Origin of the sequence: Paenibacillus sp. yr247 (assembly GCF_900103825.1) — a bacterium.
In the GTDB taxonomy this organism is placed as follows: Bacteria; Bacillota; Bacilli; order Paenibacillales; family NBRC-103111; genus Paenibacillus_E.
The window spans coordinates 64,935-90,797 of the sequence record NZ_FNIF01000007.1 but is presented as its reverse complement, the minus strand read 5'-3'; the positions used below and the strand labels follow the sequence as shown (position 1 = coordinate 90,797).

The 25,863-nt window shown below is 46.8% G+C and carries 21 protein-coding genes and 1 riboswitch; of the genes, 16 read left to right on the top strand and 5 right to left on the bottom strand.

What is annotated here, in order from left to right; all coding sequences use genetic code 11:
* Positions 1-224: 224 nt before the first annotated feature.
* Both BLT91_RS15075 and BLT91_RS15070 read right to left on the bottom strand, forming a co-directional pair.
* Positions 225-1,901: a SulP family inorganic anion transporter gene (locus BLT91_RS15075; protein WP_090822283.1), complete on the bottom strand. Its 1,677-nt coding sequence runs from the start codon at positions 1,899-1,901 to the stop codon at positions 225-227.
* 136 nt (positions 1,902-2,037) lie between these two features.
* Positions 2,038-2,364 carry an ArsR/SmtB family transcription factor gene (locus BLT91_RS15070; protein WP_090822281.1) on the bottom strand — a complete coding sequence of 109 codons (327 nt, stop codon included), beginning with the start codon at positions 2,362-2,364 and terminating at the stop codon, positions 2,038-2,040.
* 475 nt (positions 2,365-2,839) lie between these two features.
* Here BLT91_RS15070 and BLT91_RS15065 point away from each other — a divergent pair, with 475 nt between their 5' ends.
* From BLT91_RS15065 to BLT91_RS15045, 5 genes are all read left to right on the top strand, one after another.
* Complete coding sequence (locus tag BLT91_RS15065; RefSeq protein ID WP_090822279.1) at positions 2,840-3,199, top strand: Na-translocating system protein MpsC family protein; 360 nt, start codon at positions 2,840-2,842, stop codon at positions 3,197-3,199.
* A gap of 247 nt (positions 3,200-3,446) precedes the next feature.
* Positions 3,447-5,801 carry an FdhF/YdeP family oxidoreductase gene (locus BLT91_RS15060; protein WP_090822277.1) on the top strand — a complete coding sequence of 785 codons (2,355 nt, stop codon included), beginning with the start codon at positions 3,447-3,449 and terminating at the stop codon, positions 5,799-5,801.
* Between the two features lie 5 nt (positions 5,802-5,806).
* Positions 5,807-6,634 (top strand): formate dehydrogenase accessory sulfurtransferase FdhD, encoded by an 828-nt coding sequence (fdhD, locus tag BLT91_RS15055; protein ID WP_090822489.1) that lies wholly within the window; start codon positions 5,807-5,809, stop codon positions 6,632-6,634.
* A gap of 95 nt (positions 6,635-6,729) precedes the next feature.
* Positions 6,730-9,243: a trypsin-like peptidase domain-containing protein gene (locus BLT91_RS15050; RefSeq protein ID WP_090822275.1), complete on the top strand. Its 2,514-nt coding sequence runs from the start codon at positions 6,730-6,732 to the stop codon at positions 9,241-9,243.
* 154 nt (positions 9,244-9,397) lie between these two features.
* A complete protein-coding gene (locus tag BLT91_RS15045) occupies positions 9,398-9,652 on the top strand; it encodes a hypothetical protein (protein WP_090822273.1) in 255 nt (84 codons plus the stop codon).
* 53 nt (positions 9,653-9,705) lie between these two features.
* On the opposite strand, the gene BLT91_RS15040 is transcribed toward BLT91_RS15045, so the two are convergent.
* The gene (locus BLT91_RS15040) at positions 9,706-9,957 is read right to left on the bottom strand and encodes a hypothetical protein (RefSeq protein ID WP_217635228.1); all 252 of its coding nucleotides are present in this window, start codon (positions 9,955-9,957) and stop codon (positions 9,706-9,708) included.
* Positions 9,958-9,988: 31 nt separating this feature from the next.
* Here BLT91_RS15040 and BLT91_RS15035 point away from each other — a divergent pair, with 31 nt between their 5' ends.
* From BLT91_RS15035 to BLT91_RS15025, 3 genes are all read left to right on the top strand, one after another.
* Positions 9,989-10,405, top strand: a complete 417-nt coding sequence (locus tag BLT91_RS15035) for a BlaI/MecI/CopY family transcriptional regulator (protein ID WP_090822270.1) — start codon at positions 9,989-9,991, stop codon at positions 10,403-10,405.
* Between the two features lie 2 nt (positions 10,406-10,407).
* Positions 10,408-11,247: a M56 family metallopeptidase gene (locus tag BLT91_RS15030; RefSeq protein ID WP_175532313.1), complete on the top strand. Its 840-nt coding sequence runs from the start codon at positions 10,408-10,410 to the stop codon at positions 11,245-11,247.
* A 161-nt stretch (positions 11,248-11,408) separates the two neighbouring features.
* Positions 11,409-11,915, top strand: a complete 507-nt coding sequence (locus BLT91_RS15025; protein WP_090822266.1) for a DUF2231 domain-containing protein — start codon at positions 11,409-11,411, stop codon at positions 11,913-11,915.
* A gap of 69 nt (positions 11,916-11,984) precedes the next feature.
* Here the strand turns inward: BLT91_RS15025 and BLT91_RS31625 are convergent, their stop codons facing one another.
* On the bottom strand, positions 11,985-12,161 hold the full coding sequence (locus BLT91_RS31625; RefSeq protein ID WP_175532312.1) for a hypothetical protein: 177 nt from the start codon (positions 12,159-12,161) through the stop codon (positions 11,985-11,987).
* Positions 12,162-12,694: 533 nt separating this feature from the next.
* On the opposite strand from BLT91_RS31625, the gene BLT91_RS15020 reads away from it, so the two are divergent.
* From BLT91_RS15020 to BLT91_RS15010, 3 genes are all read left to right on the top strand, one after another.
* On the top strand, positions 12,695-14,440 hold the full coding sequence (locus tag BLT91_RS15020) for an ABC transporter ATP-binding protein (RefSeq protein WP_090822264.1): 1,746 nt from the start codon (positions 12,695-12,697) through the stop codon (positions 14,438-14,440).
* Positions 14,441-14,494: 54 nt separating this feature from the next.
* The gene (locus tag BLT91_RS15015) at positions 14,495-16,582 is read left to right on the top strand and encodes an ABC transporter ATP-binding protein (RefSeq protein ID WP_090822262.1); all 2,088 of its coding nucleotides are present in this window, start codon (positions 14,495-14,497) and stop codon (positions 16,580-16,582) included.
* Positions 16,583-16,645: 63 nt separating this feature from the next.
* Positions 16,646-16,960, top strand: coding sequence for a hypothetical protein (locus tag BLT91_RS15010; protein WP_090822260.1), 315 nt, complete (start codon positions 16,646-16,648; stop codon positions 16,958-16,960).
* 74 nt (positions 16,961-17,034) lie between these two features.
* On the opposite strand, the gene BLT91_RS15005 is transcribed toward BLT91_RS15010, so the two are convergent.
* Positions 17,035-17,655, bottom strand: coding sequence for an NAD(P)-dependent oxidoreductase (locus tag BLT91_RS15005; protein WP_090822258.1), 621 nt, complete (start codon positions 17,653-17,655; stop codon positions 17,035-17,037).
* 325 nt (positions 17,656-17,980) lie between these two features.
* On the opposite strand from BLT91_RS15005, the gene rluF reads away from it, so the two are divergent.
* The 5 genes from rluF (at position 17,981) to BLT91_RS14980 (ending at position 25,861) form a co-directional block, all read left to right on the top strand.
* Positions 17,981-18,694: a 23S rRNA pseudouridine(2604) synthase RluF gene (gene rluF, locus BLT91_RS15000; protein ID WP_090822256.1), complete on the top strand. Its 714-nt coding sequence runs from the start codon at positions 17,981-17,983 to the stop codon at positions 18,692-18,694.
* Positions 18,695-18,911: 217 nt separating this feature from the next.
* Positions 18,912-21,275: a YcdB/YcdC domain-containing protein gene (locus BLT91_RS14995; protein WP_175532311.1), complete on the top strand. Its 2,364-nt coding sequence runs from the start codon at positions 18,912-18,914 to the stop codon at positions 21,273-21,275.
* Positions 21,276-21,506: 231 nt separating this feature from the next.
* The gene (ilvA, locus tag BLT91_RS14990; protein ID WP_090822252.1) at positions 21,507-22,763 is read left to right on the top strand and encodes a threonine ammonia-lyase IlvA; all 1,257 of its coding nucleotides are present in this window, start codon (positions 21,507-21,509) and stop codon (positions 22,761-22,763) included.
* Between the two features lie 62 nt (positions 22,764-22,825).
* A riboswitch (cyclic di-GMP riboswitch) is annotated at positions 22,826-22,914 on the top strand.
* A gap of 85 nt (positions 22,915-22,999) precedes the next feature.
* Complete coding sequence (locus tag BLT91_RS14985) at positions 23,000-24,538, top strand: putative bifunctional diguanylate cyclase/phosphodiesterase (protein WP_090822250.1); 1,539 nt, start codon at positions 23,000-23,002, stop codon at positions 24,536-24,538.
* A gap of 255 nt (positions 24,539-24,793) precedes the next feature.
* Positions 24,794-25,861, top strand: a complete 1,068-nt coding sequence (locus BLT91_RS14980) for a BMP family lipoprotein (RefSeq protein WP_090822248.1) — start codon at positions 24,794-24,796, stop codon at positions 25,859-25,861.
* The last annotated feature ends 2 nt before the right edge of the window (positions 25,862-25,863 follow it).

Below are 25,863 nucleotides of genomic sequence, written 5' to 3'. Positions count from 1 at the left end.
TGACCTCCCAAGTACTTTGAAATGAATGTGTTTACATCTCTTAGAGTACCTGATTCCTATATTCTGTTGATATAACTAAGATTCAACATGCATAACTATGCATGAAGGTAATCGAAGTTGTTGGTATTATTCCCATGCCATTGTCCCTATTCATCGAAGGGGCAAGTCGTCTTCGTCACTTAAAGTATTTTATTGGAAAAAACCCCTTGTTCATCCAAAGAATGCTAGGGGGTTTGATAGGAAGAATGATTAAGTTTGGTTATAGCATAACGAACGGCTTCACCTGTTTTTTCAAAAAAATGCTCCTGGCCAATGAAGATATCTAATCTTGTGTTTTGAAGCATTTGGCGTGGTTGGTCTTGTATTTCCGAAATAAATACAGTGCCACCCTGCTTTTTAACGTGCTTGATGACACTTGATAAAAGGGATTCTCCTGTTATGTCCATATAGGGAACACTGCCCATTTTCAATATGAGTACCTTGGGTTCGTTTTGGATTTCGTCCATAATAGTTTTCTCAAACTTATTGGCAGCCCCGAAAAATAAAGCTCCTTGAACGGTGAAAATACTGATTTGAGAAGCGTTAAGCTGCTCATTAACCATAGGTGCGGAACCTTTCTCGTTTTTGTCGGAAGAAGGGTTAGTCAAAACCATTGCAGTTTTAAGAAGGCCGCTCATATTTTTCACAAATATGATACCAGACAAGACTAATCCAACTTCAACAGCCGTTGTTAAGTCTATGAAAACCGTAAGAACAAAGGTGACAAGTAAAACCAATGACTCCGCTGATTTGGTTTTTAATGTGTGAGCGAACTCTTTACGTTCACTCATATTCCAAGCCACAACCATTAAAATGGGGGCCAAACTTGCAAGAGGAATGTTGGAAGCATAAGGAGCAAAGAAGAACAGGACGAACAGAACGATAATGCCGTGAATAACGCCAGAGAAGGGAGACACCGCACCGCTTTTAATGTTTGTTGCTGTCCGGGCAATAGCCCCCGTTGCAGGAATACCTCCGAATAGCGGAGTTATCAGATTGGCAATACCTTGACCTATCAACTCGCGGTTGCTGTTATGTCGGGTTCCTGACATTCCGTCAGCTACTACGGCTGAAAGTAAGGATTCAATACCGCCTAACATGGCGATGATAAAAGCGGGTTTTATTAAATTGACAATGTGTTCAATTGAAAATGCAGGAAAATGTAGGCCAGGCAAGCTATTGGGAATTGCACCGTAGGTAGAACCAATGGTTGCAACATGGTTGGGATAGAAAAGGGATGCAACAACAGTAGAAACCAATAATCCCACTAGTGAACCGGGTATCTTAGGAAACAGCCTTGGTGATAGAACGATTAATACCAGACAAATCGTCGCAGTTAAAACGCTGTAAATCGCGGTTGTAGAAAGGTGAACACCTAATTCCTTCATATTGGAAAGAAAATCTGGATGCTTTTGAAGATCCCGCAATCCAAGGAAATTGGCAATTTGTCCTGTAAATATGGTAACGGCAATCCCTGTGGTAAAACCAATTGTGACAGGACGCGGAATAAATTTGATGACATCACCTAATTTAAATATCCCCAGTAATAACAAAATGACCCCAGCCATAAAACCGGCAATAAGCAAGTTCTCATATCCATATTGCATAACAATAGCAAATAGAATGGGTACGAACGCTCCAGTTGGACCACCGATTTGAAATTTGGACCCGCCAAATAAGGAGATGAGGATTCCAGCTACGATCGTTGTGTATAAGCCATATTCAGGCTTTACGCCAGATGCAATTGCAAAAGCCATTCCGAGTGGAATGGCAACAATCCCAACAATCAATCCTGATGTTAAGTCCTTCTGAAAAGACTTCTTGCTGTAGCCCTGAAATCTGCCGCTAAAAGAGAACTTCATATCCAACTTCACCGCCATAAATATTTGATTATTTGAATATATATAAAATCATAAATCCAATAATGTCAGGTGTCAATACAAACAAAAAGGAGTAAATCGAGAATAACAACCCGATTTACTCCTTTTTCGAAGTGAATTACTGATTTTTTATATTTTCTAACATGGAGATCGCATTAATCAGGTGATTGTCAAAAATTTGTTTGGTAACAACAAGCAAGTCCTTAATAAGAGGGTCAGTTAGAGAATAAACCACAGAGGTTCCATCCTTAATCCCGCGAACTACGTTTTTATTTCTCAATACGGCTAACTGCTGTGAAACGGCTGAACCTTCGCTGCCCAATATCGTTTGTATCTCATTTACGTTTTTGTTACCCTCAATTAAAATCTCAAGGATTCGTATCCGCAATGGGTGTGCTAACGCTTTGAAAAAATCGGCTTTAAAATGCTGTATTTCTTGAATCATAGCGTTCTCCCTTAAAGTTCGAATATTTGAATATATTGAATATAGTATCACAAATGGGGAAGCACCGATGCAAACATTAAAAGACCTTTGCGTGTGTAAATACTTTTAAGTTATAGTATAGTATAAACATTCAAAAAATCAAATATTTCGTTATTTACAAATAGAAGAATTTGAGTTCCGGCATATCAAAGAGGAGAGTGTCAGGTAATGGTTGGTGCAATCATCTTAGGGGTTATTGCCCTTGTCATCATATTGGGCTTAACATTTTGGGTAACGAGGAAAGCTTACTCCCGCAAATGGGATGAAGAGAATAATGATTGAGGACCGAAGGAGATGCGGATTTACAGCGTTTTAGGGAAGTGAGAGCGGACGGCTATGACTGCTCTTTTTTCATAAAGGAGCCCATCGTTTCGATTGTCAGGTATACGCTTTCTTGCTATGATTGAAGCAGTAAAAACATAAAGGTGGCTGGCCGATGAATCGAATGGAGGCCGAATTTAGTAACCTAGTGAAGGCTTATCGCAAAAAGCATATGGGCAAGGGGCCGGAGCGCGTAATGACGACCTTTTGTAAATGTTGGGCGATCTGTGAAATGTCAGGAAACTTATCTCCAGTGGAAAAGTTTATGGCGAAGACGGGCGATGGCAGACAAATGCTCCGTACGGCTCGTACGGAAATGGTCAAAGAAATTTATAAGGACCACCCCCCTGTCGAGATGGAGGAACTGCTTGGCGCGAAGTTCGTTCAGCTGTTCGTCGATATCGATATTGAGCAGGACGTGGGGATGTCGGTGTTTGTTTTTGATCAAGATTTGGAAAAGAAGTTTTGTAAGTAGGAGTTGTTAGCTTCGAAAGTTTCAGTCTAAAAACGGGATATTCGGTTTGGAATGAAAAATATGATCATATACATAGGTAAAGGTGCTTGGCACTTGGTAGCGAACCTGCCGGAGACTAACCACTGTAAAACATAACTTGAGGCGTCCTTTGATGTGAGGAGGTCTGGGGATTGTTTTGCGGTGGTTTTTTGTTTGCTGGGCAAGGGATAGAGATTGAAGAACATTGCCCATGAAGGAGCTGTTTAAGATGGGGAAAACGAAACATACTGGGCCAATCAAGCTGCCTTCTAAACCAGATCCGAAGCTGTGGGTCAGCAAGGTGCCGTTCGGGCTCGGGAAAATTAAGCCGAAACATATTCGGGAAACGGCGAAAATCGCCTGGCAGAATCGGGATAATCTGCCCTATGCGTATCGAATTCTGACACAAGGCGTGTGCGATGGCTGCGCGCTAGGGGTGTCAGGGCTCTATGATCAAACGCTGGCGGGGCCTCATCTCTGTACAACGCGGCTGAATGTGCTGAGATTAAACACGATGCCAGCAATTCGCGAGGAGCTGCTGCATGCGGACATTGACAAGCTGAGCCGCTTGAGCAGCACCGAACTAAGGCAGCTCGGGCGTATTCCGTATCCACTCATTCGCCGCAAAGGGGAGCGGAAATTTAGCAGAGCCACGTGGGACGAGGCGCTGGATTGGGTCGCCGCGAAGATGAAAGTGATCGATCCGAAGCAAATGGCTTTTTACTTGACGGCTCGGGGGATCACGAACGAGTCCTACTATGCGGCAGCAAAGGTAACGAGGTTGCTCGGTACGAATAACATCGACAACGCCTCGCGCATCTGCCACTCACCGTCGAAGACGGCACTCAAGCGCTCTGTTGGCGTGGGCGCTTCAACGTGCAATTACAAGGACTGGATCGGCACTGACGTCCTTGTGTTCTGGGGCAGTGTGGCCGCGAATAATCAGCCGGTCTCGACGAAGTATATGTACGCGGCCAAGCGCAAAGGGACGAAGATCATTGTCATTAATCCGTACTACGAGCCTTCGATGGAGCAGTACTGGATTCCTTCGATTCCCGAATCGGCGTTATTCGGGACGAAGCTGGCCGACGATGTGTACCAAGTGAACATCGGCGGGGACATTGCCTTCATGAACGGCGTCATGAAGGTTTGGTTCGAGATGGAGGAGCGCGAGCCTGGCTCCGCGATTGACCTTGCGTTCGTGCAGGCGCACACGAACGGGCTAGAGCAGCTGCGCGCCCACGTGGCGCAGCAGGAATGGACGACGCTGGAGCAGTCGTCCGGCCTCACCCGCGAACGCATGCGCGAGTTCGCGGAGCTGCTGGCGCGTGCCTCAAGCGCGGTCTTCGTGTGGAGCATGGGGCTCACACAACACCGCTTCGGCACGGACAACATCTCGCAGGTGGCGAATCTCGCCCTCCTGCGGGGCTTCCTCGGCCGCGAGCACTGTGGGCTGATGCCCATCCGCGGCCACAGCGGCGTGCAGGGATCCGGCGAAATGGGCGCCGATCCCTTCAGCCTGCCCGGCGGCGACATCAGCAGCGCCGCTGACCGCAACCGCATCGAGCAGCTCTGGGGCTTCGAGCTGCCGAGCTGGCAGGGTGACATCGTCGGTGTCACCCTCGAGAACGCGCTCCTGCCTGAGGAGCAGGAGCGAAAGCTCCGGCTGTTCTACACATCCGGCGGCAACTTCCTCGAGACGATGCCAGACCCGGCATTCGTGCGCGAAGCCCTTACAAGCATCGATGTCCGGGTTCACCAGGACATCATCCTGAATACCTCCACGCTGTTGGACGCGCGGGAGGCCGTGGTGGTGCTGCCCGCGATGACGCGCTACGAGCAGCCCGGTGGTGGCACGTCCACCTCGACGGAGCGGATGGTGTACTTCTCGCCCGAGATCGCCGGTCCTCGGATCGGCGAAGCCCGCGCGGAGTGGGCGATTTACGTCGATCTCGCCCGCCGCGTAAAGCCGGAAGCCGCTGAGCAGCTTGGCTGCGTCAGCGCTGAAGCCATTCGCGCGGAGATCGCTTTAGCCGCGCCAAGCTACAACGGCATTCAGCACCTGCGTGGGCGCGGTGATGTGTTTCAGTACGGCGGCGCGTGGCTGTGCGAGGACGGCGTCTGTCCGACGCCGGATGGCCGCGGAGCGCTGCTGCCGATCGAGCTTCCGGAGCTGCGGAAGCCGGAAGGGCATTTCGCGGTGACGACTCGCCGTGGCAAGCAATTCAATTCGATGATCTATAGCGACATCGATCCATTCAATAAAGCGGATCGCTATGATGTGCTTATCCATAACGACGACGCTGCCGCTCTCTCTTTGAAGGAAGGCGAGGCGATCGTCGTCTACAACAGCTGCGGCAGCATGCACGGCAGAGTGAAGCATGCCGATGTAAAACCCGGCAATATCGAGGTACATTGGCCCGAAGGCAATTCCCTTATTCCAAAGGGTGTTTATGAGCAGTATGCGGGTATCCCAGAGTATAACACGGCCGTCATTGTGGAGAAGGCAGAAACCTACCACGCTCATAAAGATACACGTTACGTGGAGAAACGTATCCAAGAGCTGGAGACAGAAGTGGAGTGAAGACGATGGATAACGAACAGGATAATCCTCACGCGGGGCCATCTCTTTCTTCAACCGCAACTTGGGCCATATACCGCTATAACGGAACGGAAGTACTCCCGCAAGAGGATACTATCGCCACAGAGGCACCTCTCACCATCAAGATTGATGGCGAGGAATTTGCAACGCTCGTCTACACGCCAACCGACACCATCGATCTGGTCACGGGCTTTCTCGCTTCCGAAGGCTTGATTCGTTTCGTGGATCAGATGGAGTCGCTGACAGTGGAAGAGGAGCGGGGCTTCGTTCATGTAAAGCTGCGCCATCTCCACCAGTTAAGCCAGAAGATGGTGTCCAAGCGGTTCATCGGTTCCTGCTGCGGGAAAAGCCGCCAGTTTTATTTTCACAACGACGCTCGTACAGCTAAAACCGTTCGCACAACGCTTCAGTTGTCGATCCAGCAGTGCTTTCATCTTATGAACCAGCTGCAGGAGCAATCAGAAGATTTTCGGGCTACCGGTGGACTGCATAATGCAGCGCTTTGTACGGCTAACGAACTTCTCTTGAGCAGGGCGGATATCGGCCGGCATAATGCACTCGATAAAATTTACGGCCACCTATTAAGGCAGCAAATTCCTGTCCGTGATAAGGTTATTGCCTTTAGCGGAAGAGTATCTTCCGAGGTCGCCCTTAAAGCCGCCAAAATCGGTGTGGGCATCCTTTTGTCGAAATCTGCCCCCACAGATCTGACGCTTCGGTTGGCTCATGATCTAGGGATTACGGTGGTTGGCTTCATCCGAAGGGACCAATTAACGGTGTACACGCACCCCGAACGTATAAGGGAATGTCGATAAAGCCTCCTTTTTGTGGAAAAATTTGTATTGTCTCTCTATCTTAAATATGCTAGATTCTAGCTACTGCCATATTTTGTTAAGAGGGGAAGACCACAATGGGGAATTGGAATGCTTTTACGAAAAAAGGGATCATAGCGCTGTTAGCAGCCTTCTTACTTGTCTCCTTGCAGGGACCTGCGCCATCTTATGCCTCTGAGTTGAGTATTGAGGTTCCGAAGGTCATTGAGAAGGCATCGCCTTCAGTTGTAGCTATTATTGGCAAGCCTTCATCCGATTCGGATAAAACCGTAGAGAAGAATCGCTTTAATCTCGCGCACGGCACGGGAGTGATTGTTGAATCGAATGGTGTCATCGTGACGAATGCGCACGTTGTCAAAAATATGAAGAATATCGTCGTCGTTACGTCGAACGGTACAACCTATAATGGACACGCAACGAATATTGACGAGGAGAGCGATTTGGCTTTGGTCAAAATCGAGGCATCAGGCTTATCGCCCGCGACATTCGCTACTTCTTCCGATATTAAAGTGGGTGAAACCGTAGCCGCAATCGGGACTCCGATTTCTTTTGCTTTAAGAAACTCCGTCACGGTTGGGATTGTCAGCGGGCTTGACCGCTCCGTGAACTCGCAATATCAGCTCATTCAAACGGATGCAGCGATTAACCCCGGCAACAGCGGGGGGGCTTTGATTAACATGAAAGGTGAAGTCATTGGTATTAATACGATGAAATATGCCGATTTTGGCGTCGAAAATCTCGGATTTGCCATACCCGTGGATACCGTCAAATATGTATTGAAGCATTTTCAGCTGTACGGTAAAGTAAAACGCCCTTATCTGGGTCTGGAACTGGAAGAAAGCTGGGAAGCGGTGGTTGGGTTACCAAGCTCAACGGGTTTAAGAGTCGCTTATGTTGATCCAGACTCACCGGCGGCCGGGGTGGGCATTCAGCAAGATGATTTGATCATATCCATCGGCACAAGTAAAGTGAAGACGTTGGTGGATTACAATGAGGCGATTAAGAAGTATTTGCCGAGCGAAACAGTTGATATCACCATTCAGTCAGGTAGTTCAACAATAACGAAGCCGGTTACACTCGGAGAAGTGCAGCATCAGGAAACGAAGTGGACGCAAGAGGCTGAGGGCACTTACCTAGATGCGGACCATGGCAAAACGAAGATTGGAGACAGCCACTACGGATGGTCCATGAAATATCCGGCAGGTCTAGTGAAGGGGCAGCAATCCGATGATGGCGACGCCGTTAGTTTCGTGGATGCGAAAGGGGAATTCTCCCTGTCCATAAAGGTAGAACGCAATCAAAGCGACGATTTATCTCCTTCAGCGCTTCTAAATAGATTGGCTAGCGATGAGGAGGGTGACTATAGTGATGGGTCCTCAGCAACTATTTTAGAACGTCAGTATGTGAAGCGCGAAGACAGTCCCTATGCCAAAATTGTCGGTCGTTCCGGGGATAGAGGCTATACCCAGACCCGTGGATTCCTTCACCAAGGCAGCTTGTATAAGGTGCAATTATTTGTATCGAAAGAGCATTATAACAATAATTTTAAACAAAATAGCTATAACGATCTGCTGGACAGCTTTAAGCTTTCCTTTAACGATAAGGATGAGTCACTGAAAGACATTTCGGTTTATTCCGGTGGGAATACAACCTATACGAATGAGTATGGTTTGTCCTTTGCCCTGCCCTCTAATTGGCAGACAGGCGGTTACACAGGGAGTTCCTCCTTCTTTAATAATGACTATTCACAAACGCTTCATGTGCGCGTAACCTCAGCCTCTTCCGGCGATACGCTCAAAGCGTGGGTGGATCGTCAACGGAAACAGTTTGAAGCTTTATATGCACCTAAGTACCGCAGCGTTGAACAACCCGAGGAGCTGACCTTAGCAGGCGTGCCAGCTTTGAAAGTAGCTTATGCAGTTACATTAGGCAGTAAGTGGAACGCGGGCTTATCCCTCTTTTTCATCAAGGATAAGTATAAATACGAGGTGGAATTGACCTATCCGCAAGAGGAGAAGGGAACTGAGCTTGAGGATCTCCTGAAAACATTAACCGCTACGATCAAAGTGGACAAAGACAGCATGGACCAAGAGCTTGGCTTCATTCAAGATCTGGATGAGCTCATGGATCCTAATCGTACAGTGACTTACAAAAATGAGAAATTCAAATACGCGCTGCAAATTCCTGAGGCTTGGACCAGCAGCAAATCATACAATAACAAAGATCAGGTGAATAAGACGTTCCTATTCACAGGCGGGTACTTAATCGTTGGCGCAGATACGAAAACATCGTATGAAGATAGGGTCAAAGACGAAGATGCTGCTCAGAAGAAGAGTCACGATAACGATAATGAATATGTATACACGGATGCGGAAGTCACGTTATTCGGCGATGTGAAAGCGAAAAAGTATGAAATCAGCTATGCAAACGCCAAGGTTCCTTACAAGGAAACGGTCTACATTTTCAACCAGAATCATATTTCCTACACGGCAACGCTCCGTATTGATGAAGCAGTCCGTACCGAAGCCAACGAGGCTCGGTTAAATAAAGCTTTTGAGTCCTTTACATTTTTGGATGGCGCGAAAAAATAGAGCTATTTAGTGCCTGCCAGCATTTCCTTTGTCTTATTCGGGCTTTTATACAAAGGTTAAAAGGAAGAAAATCAAATAGAGGGTATAAAATAGGGCAAATTGCCTCAACATAGCGGTTGTAACGAATTCAACCCTGAGGAGGTTTTCAACAACCATGACACAGCCTGATTCAAGTTTACAATCCCAAAACCCGATTTCATCCGCGCAAAACTCGGTAGATAATGTCCATTCAGCCGTTTCTCGTGCGATGTCTCATCCCACGTCTCAAACGATCGATGAGGCTCATAATTCAATAACACATGCGGAAAGAGCACTGGAACAGGCGACGGATCAATCTGATTCGCCAGCTGTGCAGCAAGCGGTTCAATCATTAAGCGATGAAAAGGCTAGGCTCCAGAGTACCGAATAAACACAAACAGCCCCGATCCTTTCCAAGGATTAGGGCTGTTTTGTTTCTTCAGCTTATTTCCGATAAAGCGCGTAGCCCGGATCTTTCGATACTTCAATTGAAATGATGCGCGGGCCTTGTTCGCTATCCGCTCTTAGGTGAAGAACATCACCTTCCTTAGCGGCTTGGACAAGCACGAAGTCCTTATGGGACAATGCTTGAAGCTCATTGCTGTCCGCCGCGGTTTCACTAAAGCCCTGCCCTCGAATTAACAAAGAGTATCGCTTGCCTAGTCGGCTAGAACTTGACTTCGTATCTACCCCCAACTACAATTTGTAGTGTAAGGAGTGTGCCTATATGAAAATGCAAAACTTTAAATATGAAGGAAGCGGACTTAACCGCTTTTTCGGTCCCTTAGAAGCAAAAATAATGGAGATTCTCTGGACCACCCCCCTTGAAATGACCATTAAAGATGTGCAGCAGAAGCTGGACAAAGCCAAAGTCATCAATTTTAATACGGTCATGACCGTTATGAACCGCTTGGTGGACAAAGGAATTCTTCAAAAAAAATTGGTTGTCAGATCATTTATGTACAAACCCGTTGTTACGAGAGATGAATTTATGGAAACCCAATCGAAAGAGCTTACGTTCGACCTCATCGAAGAATTCGGCTCTTTGGCGGTTACCCACATGGTTGATGCGCTAGATAAGGTAGACCCTGAACTGCTGGATAAGCTGGAGCAGCAAATTAAACAACTCAAAAAGGATAGATGACGATGAATGAATCCCGGCTCAAATGGTTGTACCATGCTACACTCGTCATGTCGGGGGTCCTTGTAGGGCAAATGCTTATTTACGGGATCCAACATCTATATAGGTTGAAGCCTATATTTAATGTTTTTGACTTGTGCGTGGTGTTATTCAAAGGTTTGCATGTGCCAGCACCGATTGCTTGGAATGTGGTGAATGCAATTATCCTGTATACGTTTGGCGCCTTAGTATGGATGGCCGCTGAACATGCGCTCAATTCCATTAAAGCAAAGAAGCTGGTCTCCTTGTTCGAAGATCCTCTATTAACGTTACAATACCGTGCGCACTATCAGCTTCGTGACCGTCAAATACATGTTATCTCCTATCCAGATCCCATTGCCATGACGATTGGTTTATGGAAGCCGCGGGTTATTTTATCGACTGGTTTGATTCGCATGTTGGAAGCAAACGAGCTTCATGCCGTCATCGAACATGAAAAGTGTCATTTGGAACATAGAGATCCACTAGCCATCTTCATGCTGTCAATGATCTCGAATGCGATGTGGTATATCCCCATATTCAATTGGGTGGCTGATAAATACCCTATTATGATTGAGATTAAGGCAGACAAGTATGCCATTACACAAATGGAACAATCCGTAGATTTAGGCAGCGCGCTCCTCAAATTACTCAAACAAGTACCAACGCCTCGTATAACCTTATCGCATGCTTCTTTTGCAGAGTCTTCAATGAATGTCCGAATCATGCATATTCTCGATCCACAGATGAAGCTTTCATTCAAATGGCCTCTCGCAAGGATAATCATTTCCCTGTTAACAATTATTCTACTCGTCGGACTTATCTGAGATGGGGGTACCCTCATTTGTAAAGGTATGAATGAAACAGACGGAGCCCTAACCATCTAGGTAGGGGCTTCGACATCATTTGCGAATATGGCTTGACATTTTTCGTCCTGAAAACTACACTGTGTAGTGTTAATTATTATGTTTTATTAGGGAGTGGTAAAATGGATTATATACTGCAGAATTTACACTTCATCGTCACGCATGTACCAATTGCACTTTTAATTTTCAGCTTCGTTTTTGATCTGGTTGCCATCGTCGTTAAGAAACGGGAATGGCACTCTGCTGGAATGCTTTGTCTCGTCGTAGGTGCTCTTGGAGCTATTGCGGCTGTCCTTACAGGTCCATCGCCAAGGCGTAATCCGTTAGTCGTACCGCATGAGTTTTATGCGAAATTAACGATGGTTTTGGCAATCATATTGGCCGTTGTACGAGTTGGCTTGCTTATTTGGAAAAAGAAAGAATTGGGTCGCAATCCCATCTATCTGCTTGGCTCCCTTGCGGCCGTCATTCTTGTAAGCTATACAGGGCATCTTGGAGGTCAAATGGTTCATAGACCTATGACTGGTGCCCCTGGAATGCAAGCTCCAGGTGGTGGAGCAGGCGCAAAGTCATCCGATGCATCAACTAAAGTAATCACACCTACGACAACAAAAGCGCCTGAGAAATAATCAAAAGGGTTATCCCAAGGCCGAAAGGCCTAAAGGATAGCCCTTTTTTGTGTGGAAATTCAAGATTAGTTAGGGGTGCTCGTCCAGCTCCAGCTCCTCAAGAGTGAAACGATGCTCCCACAAAAAAATCATATCGTACTTAGTCGAATCACGTCTTATGAAGCGCGCAATGAGTGCGATAACGCCTCCGATCACTACTCCGAATGCAGCAATCCAACCTAACAAAGCAAACACTTGATCGACCATGCACATCCACTCCCCCTATGCGCTATGAACCCATATGCTATGGATATGCCGGAATATTTTGAAACATGTGTGACAATTGAAAGGGTGCGAAAGGCGAGTAAATTCATTCGAAATGTCGAGGTAAGAGAGTTCGATTATAGTCTTTTTCTCCGATTGACACAGGCTTGCGAAGGGTGATAAGATCACCTCTGTAAGCACAAATATACAATTTTTTGGAAAAGAGGGGTTTCAAGATGATTGTTATGGTTATAGATCGAATTGCACATCACAGACGGGCAGATAACAACCATACAATTTCATATTTGGTAACCCGCTTGTTAGCTGGAGCGCATTAATTGTGTTTCTTCGGCTGCTGCCACCCCTTCACATACGCTAATTAAAGCGCGGGTTACGAAGAAGTTCGTAACGAGCGCTTTTCTATTTCATAGAAGAGGCATATCGCTGCGTGCGGTGTGCCTTTTTGTGCTTTTGGCCATGTAAGGCAGAGACAACAAACTTTGAACAGCACCATTTGAGAGGAGTGACATGATTGCATGTTTACTGTATTAAAGAAATTAGCCTGGTTTTTCCGAATGAACTGGAAACGATACACGATAGCTATTGGACTGCTCATTATCGTTGGGTTCATTGATGTAATTCCTCCGAAACTGATTGGCTACGCGATTGATGGCATACACATGGGAACTTTAACAGGCACTAAGCTGTTCCAATTGCTCGCATTCTGGGGGGCATTAATTGCAGTTGGCTATGGATTAACCTACATCTGGCTGTATCAGCTGTTTGGGGGAGCCTTCGCTCTAGAACGTGTTCTTCGTTCCCGATTAATGAAGCAGCTGCTGCGTATGACACCTACCTTTTATGAGCGTAATCGTACAGGTGACCTCATGGCTAGAGCGACGAACGACCTGCAGGCGGTGTCTACGACAGCGGGCTTTGGAATTCTAACCTTCGTAGACTCGACGCTATTCATGCTTACCATTCTGAGTATGATGGGTTTCTTCATAAGCTGGAAGCTGACGCTTGCTTCGATCCTTCCGCTGCCCATCATGGCTGTTGCGATTACGATCTATGGGGGGCGCATCCACGAGAGGTTCATACGCGCTCAGGATGCCTTCGGACAAATGAATGACCGAGTGCTGGAGACGATTGCCGGCGTTCGTGTCATACGTGCATTTGTACAAGAGAAAGCTAGTGAACAAAACTTCAAAACGATGACAGACGATGTATTTCGTAAAAATATCGCGGTTGCTGTGATCGATGCTCTTTTCGAACCAACGGTCAAAATTCTTGTAGGCATCTCCTATTTAATTGGATTATGCTACGGCGGTTATATGGTGTTCCGCAGTGAATTAACGCTCGGAGAGCTTGTGTCCTTCAATACATTCCTGGGGATGCTAATTTGGCCGATGTTTGCCATCGGCGAGCTCATGAACATCATGCAGCGCGGGAATGCTTCACTCGATCGCGTGAATGAGACGCTGGGTTACAAGCCGGATGTGAAAGAGGATCCGAATGCAGCGACGCTCTTGCTGCCGAATTCGATAAGCTTTAAAGGAGTAACCTTCCGTTATCCGTCATCTTCTATCGATAATTTGGTGAATGTTTCTTTCCACCTGCAGCGTGGACAGACGCTCGGGATTGTAGGCCGCACGGGAAGCGGAAAAACAACGCTGCTAAAGCAGCTTCTGAGGGAGTATCCGTTAGGTCAAGGTACGATTGCAATATCGAATACGCCGATTGAACAGTTGACCATTGGCACGGTTCATGGGTGGATTGGTTATGTGCCGCAGGAGCCGATTCTTTTCTCCAAAACGGTGAAAGAGAACATTATGTTCGGCCGGAGCCAAGGAACGAATGAAGAGCTGCTGCAAGCGCTTGAGCTTGCTGCGTTTCGTAAGGACGTTGAATACTTACCGGACGGCTTAGAGACTTTGGTCGGTGAGAAAGGTGTCGCCTTATCCGGCGGACAAAAGCAGCGGGTTTCCATTGCGCGTGCGCTTTATGTAGACCCAGAAATACTCATGCTGGATGATGCGCTCTCCGCGGTGGACGCTAAGACAGAGGCGGAGATCCTACGTGGAATTCGTTCGGAACGTGCCGGCAAAACGACACTCATCACGACGCACCGTCTTTCCGCTGTGCAGCATGCGGATTGGATTATCGTGCTGGATGAGGGTTATATCGTTGAAGAAGGCACACATGAGCAGCTAGTTGCGCTCGGAGGCTGGTATAAAGAGCAGTACGACCGTCAACAGTTAGAGGAGCAGACACAGGTCTAGCGGAACGGAAGATACAGAAAATAAATATCAGATGAAAAGAAGGTGAGAACCCTGATGAAACAAACAGGTAAGCGATTATTTCAATATGCAGCGATGTTCAAAAAAAACTTGCTTATCGCGCTGCTATTCTTATCGGTCGCGGTTGCAACCGAGCTAGCTGGACCCTTCATCGCGAAGCAGATGATTGACACGAACATTCTCGGCATTGAGAAGCCTTGGTATGAGACGACTTCTGCAACGCAAACTGGCAAGGCTGTTCCTTACGAAGATACGTTTTACCAAAGGGGCGATAACTTTGCGGTTGGCGAGGCGAAGGGGAGGGAAGTGCGCATTTTGCAGGTGGGCAGCCAGTTTGTATGGGTTGATCAACCGATTGCCTTTGATGGTGTACGCAAGCTTACAGACGAGGGTAAACTTACAATTACGCAGGGGACTGAAAAGGCGGAATATGCGGCAAAGAAGCTGGGGATTCAAGAACTTTACACGTTCTATGAGCCGGAATTTATTAGTTTAATGAAGCTGGCTGGCTTGTACTTCGTGCTGATCCTAATTGGAGCAGGCTTTACCTATGGTCAAAAGTACCTACTTCAGGCGGCAGCGAATCGAATTATCCAGCGCATGCGAAGTGATGTGTTTGCACAGATACAACGGCTGCCAATCAATTATTTCGATAATCAGCCGGCGGGTAAAATAGTGTCGAGGATTACAAATGATACGGAGTCAGTCAGAGACCTGTACGTACAGGTGCTTGCTAACTTTTTTACAGGTACGATCTATATCGTTGGTATTATCACGGCTCTGTTCGCGTTGGATTATAGGTTGGCTTTATTCACACTTCCGGTTATTCCTTTGCTCTACGTATGGATTATTGTTTATCGTAAATTTGCTTCCTACTATAATCATGAGATTCGCGAACGGATTAGTTCCATTAACGGGATGATTAATGAGGCGATTCAAGGAATGACGATCATTCGAGCTTTTCGTCGGCAAAAGGAAACGATCCAAGAATTCGATCAATTAAATGATGAATATACGAGATATCAGAACAAACTGCTCAGTTTAAATTCCATGACCTCGCATAATTTGATGAATGTGGTTCGAAATCTGTTTTTCTTCGGTCTCATCTGGTATGTTGGCGGCAGTTCGCTCAGCACGCTGATCACCGTTGGAGTGCTGTACGCTTTCGTCGATTACTTGAACCGAATGTTTCATCCGATGGTCGGGATTGTGAACCAGCTGCCGAATTTGGAACGCGCTATAGTATCTGCTGATCGTGTCTTCGAGCTGTTGGATGAGCAAGGCATCGATGTGGCAGCGGAGAAGGCCGATCGCTATCTCGGCAACGTAAAGTTCGAGCACGTTCGTTTTGCCTATAAAGAAGGGGAAGATGTCCTGAAGGATATCACATTCGAGGCCAAACAAGGGCAAACGGTAGCGCTTGTGGGCCATACCGGATCAGGCAAAAGCTCGATCTTGAATCTGCTCTTCCGCTTCTACGATGTAAACGAAGGCCGAATCACGGTAGACGGCCGTGATATTAGGGAAATGCCCAAACAGCTGCTGCGTCAGCATATGGGCATCGTACTGCAAGATCCGTTCCTGTTCACAGGGACGATTGCGTCCAATGTATCCTTGGACGATCCGTCCATCACCCGGGAACGGGTAGAAGCTGCGTTGCGCGAGGTTGGTGCAGCGGAGATGTTCAAGAGCCTGCCGCACGGCATCGATGAGCCCGTGATCGAGAAGGGCAGCACGCTGTCTGCCGGGCAGCGGCAGCTAATCTCTTTTGCCCGGGCGCTGGCGTTCGACCCGGCGATCTTGATCCTCGATGAGGCCACGGCCTCCATCGACACGGAAACCGAGGCCGTCATTCAGGCCGCGCTGGAAGTGCTTTCGAAGGGGCGGACCACCTTCATCATTGCTCACCGCCTGTCGACGATTAAGAGCGCCGACCAGATTCTTGTGCTCGACCACGGTGAGATCGTCGAGCGAGGCAGCCACGAGGAGCTGATGGGGCTCCTCGGCCGGTACTATCAGATGTACCAGCTGCAGCAGGGACATCCAGAAACAGCCGACGGTAAGGACGAAGTGCGGAGCGGTCATAACGGACGAAGCTCATTAACAGGACTAAAGACTATCTGAAAAGGCTATGCTACAATGTAAATTGTAAATATTCCCTTAATTTGAAATGGAGGAGCGAGCATCATGCGTTCTGATACCGTTCGACTGTTAAACTTGCTGCAGCTGCTATCCGAAATTGCTATTGCAGTCGGGTATTTGATTGGTCTTATTCCGTTTGTTTATCTGTGGTCATGTTCGTGGGTCATCCCGCTTGTATTCGTTAACTTAGTCTTTGCTATACTCACCAGCAATGGGACTACGACAAAGACGATTATCAACATCATTATGGCATTTTTGAGTTTTATTCCAATCGCTGGTTATCTGTTCCGTGGGATTGGTATCGTTATTTCGTGGATGAATGTCGTGGCTTTGTCGAAAGAAAGAGGAAGACGCTACTAATTGTTTGTACAACAAGAAGGATGGACGCCGAATTGGCTTCCATCCTTCTTTCATTATTCATTTGCTCCAAAGCTCTAATAAGCAATCCCCGCACGACAACCCACATACTCGTCCTCGTGTGCGACCTGGTACGTGAAAGCCGCGGTGTCGCCCACAGAGATGGACATCCCGCCTTCGGGTAAGTAGTCCCGCTCGACGCGGTACTGCCCTTGCGGCTCACCGTCGGGTAAATAGGTTGGACAGACGACCGTCCAACTTAAGCCCGAATCGGCGAGCTGCTCCCACGCCCGCCGATGCTCCTCGGCTGCTCGTGTAGAGGAGCGCCGAGAGTCCGGCGCCTCGTAGCGAAGCAGGCCGGGATGCTCCCTGCTTTGCAGGATGCCGGCTGTGCCAACGGTGACGATACGGCTCACGCCGTGCGCCTCCATTGCCCCTATCAGTAAATGTGTAAAATCGGTCAGTACCGTGCCGCCATCGGTACCAAGGCAGCTTATCACGACATCCACACCGCTTAAGGCGGTATGAAGATCTTCTGCGTTACGAGCGTCTCCCTTCAGCAAAGTAAGCTGTTCGGATTGCAACGTCACCTTTTCTAGGCTGCGAACTAGGGCAGTCACCTCATGTTTATCCGCTAAAGCTTGTACCAAAATTCTATTGCCTACTCTTCCCGTAGCTCCTAGTAAGAGAATGTGCATGAGAGAACCTCCCTGTTTCGTTAATGGTTTTCATTATTATACGCTCATCACAACCAGCGAGGGAAATTCCCAGCACGGAAGGAGCAGCTCGCGCTCGCATTGTCGAGGCAGCCGTCCTGACACCTTTTTCAGACCGTCAGGGCGGCCAAGATCGCCCCCGTTCACAGGAGGAATGATCGGAGTGAGGAGCGATCTTCTTTTTGTTAGATGCTTGTCCTCTGCATCGTTTCCTTCTGACGCGACTTGAACCGAGTGGGCGAATCCAGCATAATAGGGCTATAGGTAAATAGCGGCACTATTTGGCATAGAAGGGAATTTCCCAAGAATGAGAATTAATAAGTTTATTAGCGAAACTGGTGTTTGCTCCAGACGGGAAGCGGACAAGTGGGTAGAAGCGAAGCGCGTTACGATAAATGGTGAGATAGCCGGACTGGGGAGTGTTGTGGGTCCTGGAGATGAGGTTCGGATCGATGGTCGACCGATCGGCGAGAAGAAGGAGCATGTCTATATTGCTCTCAATAAGCCTGTGGGGATCACGAGTACAACCGAAGCGCATATAAAAGGCAACATTGTTGATTTTGTTGGGCATTCGGAGCGCATTTTCCCGATAGGCAGGCTCGATAAAGACTCCGAAGGGCTCATCCTTTTGACCAATAACGGAGATATCGTGAACCAAATCCTGCGAGCGGAGAATAATCATGATAAAGAGTACATCGTGACGGTAAATCGACCGGTTACACCGATGTTTTTACAAGGAATGTCGAGCGGGGTCCGAATTCTGGGGACGATGACGAAGCCTTGTGACATTTATCAAGTCGGCGACCGTGTTTTCCGAATCATTCTCACGCAAGGGCTTAATCGGCAAATTCGCCGGATGTGCGAAGCGTTTGGGTATCGGGTGGTGCGCTTGCAGCGTGTTCGTATTATGCATATCCATCTGGGTAATTTGAAAGTGGGAAAATGGCGGAATTTGACGCAAGGAGAAATGCAGGATTTGATGCATACCCTCAGTAAAGAAGCCTCCAAATCAAGTAAATAAATGCACATCCTATAAAGAAATCGGCACTTGTCTGTACATCCGCTAGAAGGGTGCCTGACATGTGCTTTTTTGTGCGAAAATAAGTTTATTCCAAATGCCATTTAATGGGGGTTCTTATGCAACTTTTTTCCAGTTGAATGCGTCAAGGATTATAATGGATATCTCGATGCTTCAGAGCAGGATTTTCGCACGTAAAATGCTAAGGAGGAAGATGACTTTGAGATTAGTCAAACAAGCTGGAACGCTAGTCCTTGCTTCGACACTGTTGCTCACCGCTGCTCCAGGAGTATGGGCTAATGAGACCAATGTTGAGGGTAAGGCCGTTTCAATCCCTGTATTTCCTGGAAACGACGGCAAGCTGTTGGATGCTAAAATCACCAAAGAGCAAGCTCTGGAACGGGCTAAGACCTACATAACGCTGCCTGAAGGCTTTACATTTGAATCTATCAGTCTTAACGCTTACTACGGCATGAATGGCCGAAATTTCCCGACGTGGAACATTAATTATTCGAGGAAGGTGAAGGATCAGAGTTACGGATATTTGAACGTGTCCATTAATGGCTTGGACGGAACGCTGACCGCCTTTTCCATGAATGACAATGACCCCGATCATAAACCAAGCTATCCGCCGAAGGTAGATTTTAAAGCAGCCAAAGAAATCGCTTCTGCCTTCATTGCCAAAGTGAGCCCTGAAAAGCAGAAAGAACTTATTTATAATGATTCGGAAGAGAAGGCATTCCGCACGCCGCTGAATGGGAATTATCTCTACAATATTCGGTTTGATCGTTCGGTAGATGGTATTCCTTTTGCAATGAATGGTATCAATGTGAGTGTCAATGGGTCAGGTCAGGTCACGAATTATAACTACAATTGGGCTGATAGCGTCACGTTCCCGCAGAATGTAACGCCGATTTCCAAGGAGAAAGCCGCCCAGTTGTTCCACGACAAGGCCAGTCTTTCTTTGCTTTACCAAATTCCTTATGGTGCCAAAGGCAAGAAAATACCCATTATTTCTTACATGTTAAGCGCCTTCTCCTTGCATGCTGAAACGGGTGAGATTTGGAACCCAGTCAAAGGTATGGATGGTACCGAGGGAATTAAGCCGTTATCCGACAAACCACTCGCTGCTAAGCCGGAGGCTACCTTGGACCTGACGAAGGAAGAGGCTGTGAAGAAGGTGGTAACGGTTTTCAACCTCTCATCGGACTACAAAATCCAAGATGCTTCCTATCATGAAACCACCAATCCTGAAACAGGGGAAGCAATTTCCAATTGGAATTTGAGCTGGAATGTGGCTTCTGAGAATAATCTTAAAGGTAAACTTGGCGGTAAAGGTGCTTGGGCCAGCGTGAATAGTAAAACGGGAGAGATTACGAATTTCAATAGCTACACACCCTACGGCCCCGACGCCAATAAGGATGTAGAAGGTAAAATTGCCTTGGAAGATGCGATAACAACCGGTGTAGATTTTGTGAAAAAACAGCTTCCAGCTTATACAGATCAGTTGGTACTTCGCGTACAAGCGGCTAAAGATTATCCGGATGAGCAGTTGAAGCATATGCGCAATTGGGATATTCGCTTTAACCGCATCATAGATGGCGTAATCGCAGGTAATGAAGAAGTGACTGTCAGTGTTGACCGTGTAACCGGCCAAATTGTGAACTATCAATACTCGATCAGTAACCTGCCGTATCCAAAGCAAAAGCCAGAGGTGCTGGCAGTTGATAAAGCCAAGGACTTATGGCTCGCTCAGTTCGACATGAAGTTAAATTATGTGCTCGACGGTAACGGGTTCATCGGCGGCATTCCAATAGAGAAATACAAAGTAATGGTGGCAGCCGGAGATATCCCGCAGTCAACGGCCACGAATAAGGCAGATGAGAAATTAGAAGCAAAACTGGTGTATTCCCTCATTCCAAAATATAATCGCGAAGCGTTCCTGTTGGATGCGCAAACCGGTCAATGGCGGAATATTCAAACAGGTGAAGTGACTGCCTTAGATAAAGTGAACGTAAGCGATATTGATGGCCACTGGGCTAAGAATGAACTTCAGCTTATGCTGGATTATCAAGCGCTAGATGTAAAGGATGGCAAGGTGAACCCTGATCAACTGATTAAGCGCGGTGAGTTGGTCAAAATGCTTGTCATCGCCATGAATGGCGGTAATGGCGGCATTTATTACGGAGCGGAACGAAAGGCTTCATTTGTCGATGTGAGCAACTCTTCGCCATATTTTGCTTATGTAGAAAATGCGGTTGATCGTGGATTGTTAGATGCTGGAGCTGATTTTAGCCCAGATGCAACGCTGGATCGGGAAGAAATGGCGCAGCTGATCGTGAAGGCGCTTGGCTACAAAACCCTTACGAAATTCGATGGTGTCTTCAACAGCCAGTTCACGGATGCTGCTAAACTTGAGCATGTAGGTGTCGCAGCCATTGTTGTTGGGCTGGATATCATGTCTCTCACGGATGGGCAATTCGTACCACAGCAAGAAGTGACTAAGGCGCAGGCGGCCAGTGCCTTCAACCGCTTCCTGCAAAGACGCTCAGAGCTGCAGAAGCAGTCTCGTTATGATTACTAAATAACGTGGTTGGTTGCCCTTCTGGCAGGCAGTAAAAGAAGCCTTTAATTCCACTCTATTTAGTGGGATTAAAGGCCTTTTCTCCAAGTGGCCTTCTTAGATGTCAATGTTACATGGCTCCAAGGACATTTAGACGCTTCCAAACATTATTTTCTCACAGGCGGCCAGAGTTATGCTACAATAGGCTTTAAAACTTTATAAGCACATTGTAGTGAAAGGAAGTAAGAGAAAATGGTTGTAACCGGAAAAGTAGGTTTGGAAGATATTATTAGGGCCAATCATGTACTCAGCAAGGTGATCGAACCATCGCCATTGCAACGCAATGAGCTGCTCTCTAACTTGTATGAATGCAACGTTTATCTCAAACGTGAAGATATGCAAATCGTTCGTTCCTTCAAAATTCGCGGAGCGTATAATGTGATCCAAAGCTTAACTCCTGAGGAACGTGAAGCGGGTGTCGTGTGTGCGAGCGCCGGCAATCACGCACAAGGAGTGGCCTACTCTTGTAAGCAGCTCGGTATTGAAGGCAAAATCTTCATGCCTACGACGACCCCTAGACAAAAGATTTCCCAAGTAAAGCTTTTTGGCGGGTCCTTTGTTGAAGTTATTCTTACGGGTGATTCGTTCGACGATTCCTCTGCCCACGCCAAAGCCTATTGCGAACAAGAGAATAAAGTGTTCATCCACCCTTTCGATGATGTTCGTACGATTGCCGGACAAGGTACTGTTGGTCTTGAGATCATGAATCAAATGTCCGAATCGCCTGACTTTATCTTCGCAACCATAGGCGGAGGCGGGCTTGTTGCCGGGGTCGCAACTTATGTGGCTAGTGTATCTCCGCGAACTCGAATCATCGGTGTTGAGCCGGAGGGAGCAGCCAGTATGACGGAGTCACTGCGTCAGGGGAAGGTCGTAACTTTGTCCACGATCGAGAAATTTGTAGACGGTGCAGCCGTGAAGAAGGTTGGCGAGCTTACATTTGACATTTGCAAAGAAAATCTGGAGGATATCGTCATTATTCCTTCCGGCAAAGAGTGCACAACGATTCTAGAGCTTTACAACAACAATGCAATTGTTATTGAGCCGGCAGGCGCGCTCCCCGTTGCAGCACTTGATGCTTATCGGGAGCAGATACGCGGTAAAAATGTAGTCTGCATCATCAGTGGCGGCAATAATGACATCGATCGCATGCAGCTGATAAAAGAAAGATCACTCGTGTATGAGGGTCTGAAGCACTACTTTATTCTTAATTTCCCGCAACGTGCAGGGGCTTTGCGCGAATTTCTAGAAGAAGTCCTTGGACCGACCGATGATATTACCCGATTCGAATATACGAAAAAAAATAACCGAGATGATGCTCCGGCGCTGGTCGGCATTGAACTCAAAAATAAAGATGATTACGAGGGGCTTATTGAACGCCTTTCCCGGAAGGATTATGGCTACATTGAAATAAATAAGGACCCTAAGCTATTTAACTTGCTTATTTGAGGAAAATTAGCCAAATACAGAATGAATATGATATAGTGAATTAGACCCATTTATGATCTAAATATTGCAAAAGGCAAACTTATCGAAAGGTAAGGACGCAAAGCTCCAGGTCTAAGGTTGCACTCGCAACGATGATGGCTGTGCTGCCGAAAGGTTCCAGTTTACCTATACAGGTACACCTACGGCTATTCCAATGTGGAATAGCCTTTTCTCATATCAGAACGGAGGTAACCCGTATGAGAAGCACCCTTTTAAAGTGGAAACAGCATATGAAAACACAAGCATTGGCCTATCTATGCGTGCTGGGCTTCTTTTTGATGACGTTAAATCTACTTTCAGCTGCTTCTTTCTCATTTGCACCTCATATTCTTATTAGTGTCCTTATTCAAGCGCTAATCTCTTTGTTTTTTGTTATGTGTATCCGTAACTTGCGTCTGTCTAGAAAAGAGCAGGCAGAAAAGAGTAAAGAGCTAGCTTATTTGGCTTACCACGATACATTAACGGGATTACCCAATCGCCGATTGTTTGATGATCGGTTGGAGCGGGCGCTCCTGCACGCGCAGCGAAGTGAACAGCTTGCGGCTGTTATGTTCTTGGACATGGACAGATTCAAGGACGTCAACGATTCATTAGGACATGTGTATGGGGATCGTTTGATTCGTCTTGCCGCAGAGCGATTGCTAGGCTGCTTGCGAGGATCGGATACAGTATACCGGCAAGGCGGCGACGAGTTTACTATTTTGCTCGAATCCTTTACAAAGCCTGAGGATGTAAGAGTGGTAGCTTCCCGAATTCAAAGTGCTCTGGAAGAGCCTTTTATCTTAGATGGGAAACCCATTGGCATTACAGCAAGTATGGGGATAGCCTTGTATCCGTTAGATGGTACATTGCCTGAGCAGCTTCTGCAGCATGCGGACGAAGCGATGTATGCAGCTAAAAACCGGGGGAATAACCAGTTCCAATTCTATGCTTCTGACATCGATGCGATGGTGAAGAGCAAAGCTCATATGGAGATGGAACTTCGTTTTGCTTTAGAAAATAACCGATTTGAATTACTGTATCAGCCGCAATATGAGATTACAAACCGAAAATTAATAGGCATGGAAGCAATCCTATATTGGAGCAAGGGAAACGCCCTCCTTTTAACGAACATGGACTGGAAAAAAGCAGCCGAGGAGATGGGCTTTATGGTACCCATCGGGAAATGGGCCATTCGAACGGCATGCAGACAAATGAGAACCTGGCAGGATGAGGGCTACCCACCTCTGAGATTGACAATAGCTATTACAGCTTCACAGTTTAAAGATGAGCATTTTATTGAGGAGATCGCCGTTGTTCTGAAAGAAACAGGGATTGATCCGATGCTGGTTGAGCTAGACCTTACAGAGAGCATTACGTCTTCAAATGTACAAGAGGCAAGCGAGAAACTGGTCATGCTGAAGAAATTCGGTGTGCGCATCGCGATGGATGATTTGTGTACAGGCCTATTTACGCGAAGTGGGCTCGAAGGTATGCCGCTAGATAGTGTTAAACTGGACAGCACCTTGATTCGGGATTTAGTGGATGACGACGAAAATCAATTGTTGGCTGCCGCCATTATTCGCATGGCTCACCGCTTAGGACTGAATTTAATCGCTAAGGGTGTTGAAACAGAAGAACAGTTGGAATACTTGAGGTTTTTGCAGTGTACAGAGGTACAAGGAAAGCTGTTTAGCAGCCCGGTCGGTCCCGACCAATTTCTAAGACTTATGAACGATAAAATTATAAATGCATGATCTGGATTTTATTAACCAGTGGTAGTATAATAAATAATTGGGGCTTGGAACCTATATTGTGGGGGTTTACAAAAAGGCCGTGTCAACTTGTTTGACATTACGAATTATGTTAATTTGCTAGTGTATCGCTTTTCTCTTAGGTGTCAAAATGATACACTCGTGCTATAGCCAGCCTTACATAATTTAACTGGTTCTGGTCATACTACAATGTGGGATTCAAGGTAGGAATTTAAATTTATTTTGGGGGTAAAAATGATGAAAAAAGTACTATCAACAGCGCTTATGGCAGTAACCGTTTCCGCGCTGGCTCTATCCGGTTGTGCCAAAAAAGAAGAAACAAAACCGGCAGCTTCCGCAACTCCAGCAGCTAGTGCAGCAGCATCAGCAGCACCAAGCAACAACAGCGGTAAAGATTTCAAAATCGGTATGGTTACTGACATCGGTGGCGTAAACGATAAATCATTTAACCAAAGCGCATGGGAAGGCCTTAGTCAGCTGAAGAAACAAACAGGCGTTAACGTGAAAAATCTTGAAAGTAAAAGCGATGCTGATTACACGCCTAACTTAAACCAATTCGTGAAAGACGGCTATAACCTGACTTGGGGTATTGGCTTCTTGATGGGTGATTCACTCAAAACGGTAGCAACACAAAACCCTAATGCGAAATTAGCGATCATTGATAATGTTGTTGAAGCGCCGAACGTTGAGTCTGTTACATTCTCTGAGCAAGAAGGTTCTTACCTCGTAGGTGTGGTTGCAGGTCTAACGACAAAATCGAACAAAATCGGTTTCGTTGGCGGTATCGATATCCCGGTTATCAAACGCTTTGAAGCTGGCTTCGTAGCTGGTGTTAAAGCTGTTAATCCAAATGCAAAAGTTCAAATTAACTATACAGGCGCTTTCGACAAGCCTGACCTTGGTAAAGCAGCGGCAGCAACGATCTACAACGACGGCGCTGATATCATTTTCCACGCAGCCGGTTCCACAGGTAACGGTGTGTTCAACGAAGCGAAAGACCGTACGAAAAATGGTAAAAAGGTTTGGGTTATCGGTGTAGATAAAGACCAATCCCTCGAGTTCGGCGATGAAGTGACACTGACTTCCATGTTGAAACGTGTTGATAACGCGGTTACTCGTGTTTCCAAAGATGTGATCGACAACAAATTCCAAGGCGGCAAAGTTGTTACACTTGGTCTGAAAGACGATGGCGTAGGCCTTCCTGAAACTTCCAAGAAAAACGTTTCTGCGGATATCATGAAAAAAGTAGACGAGTACAAAGCAAAAATCATCAGCGGCGAAATCAAAGTTCCTGAAAAACCTTAATA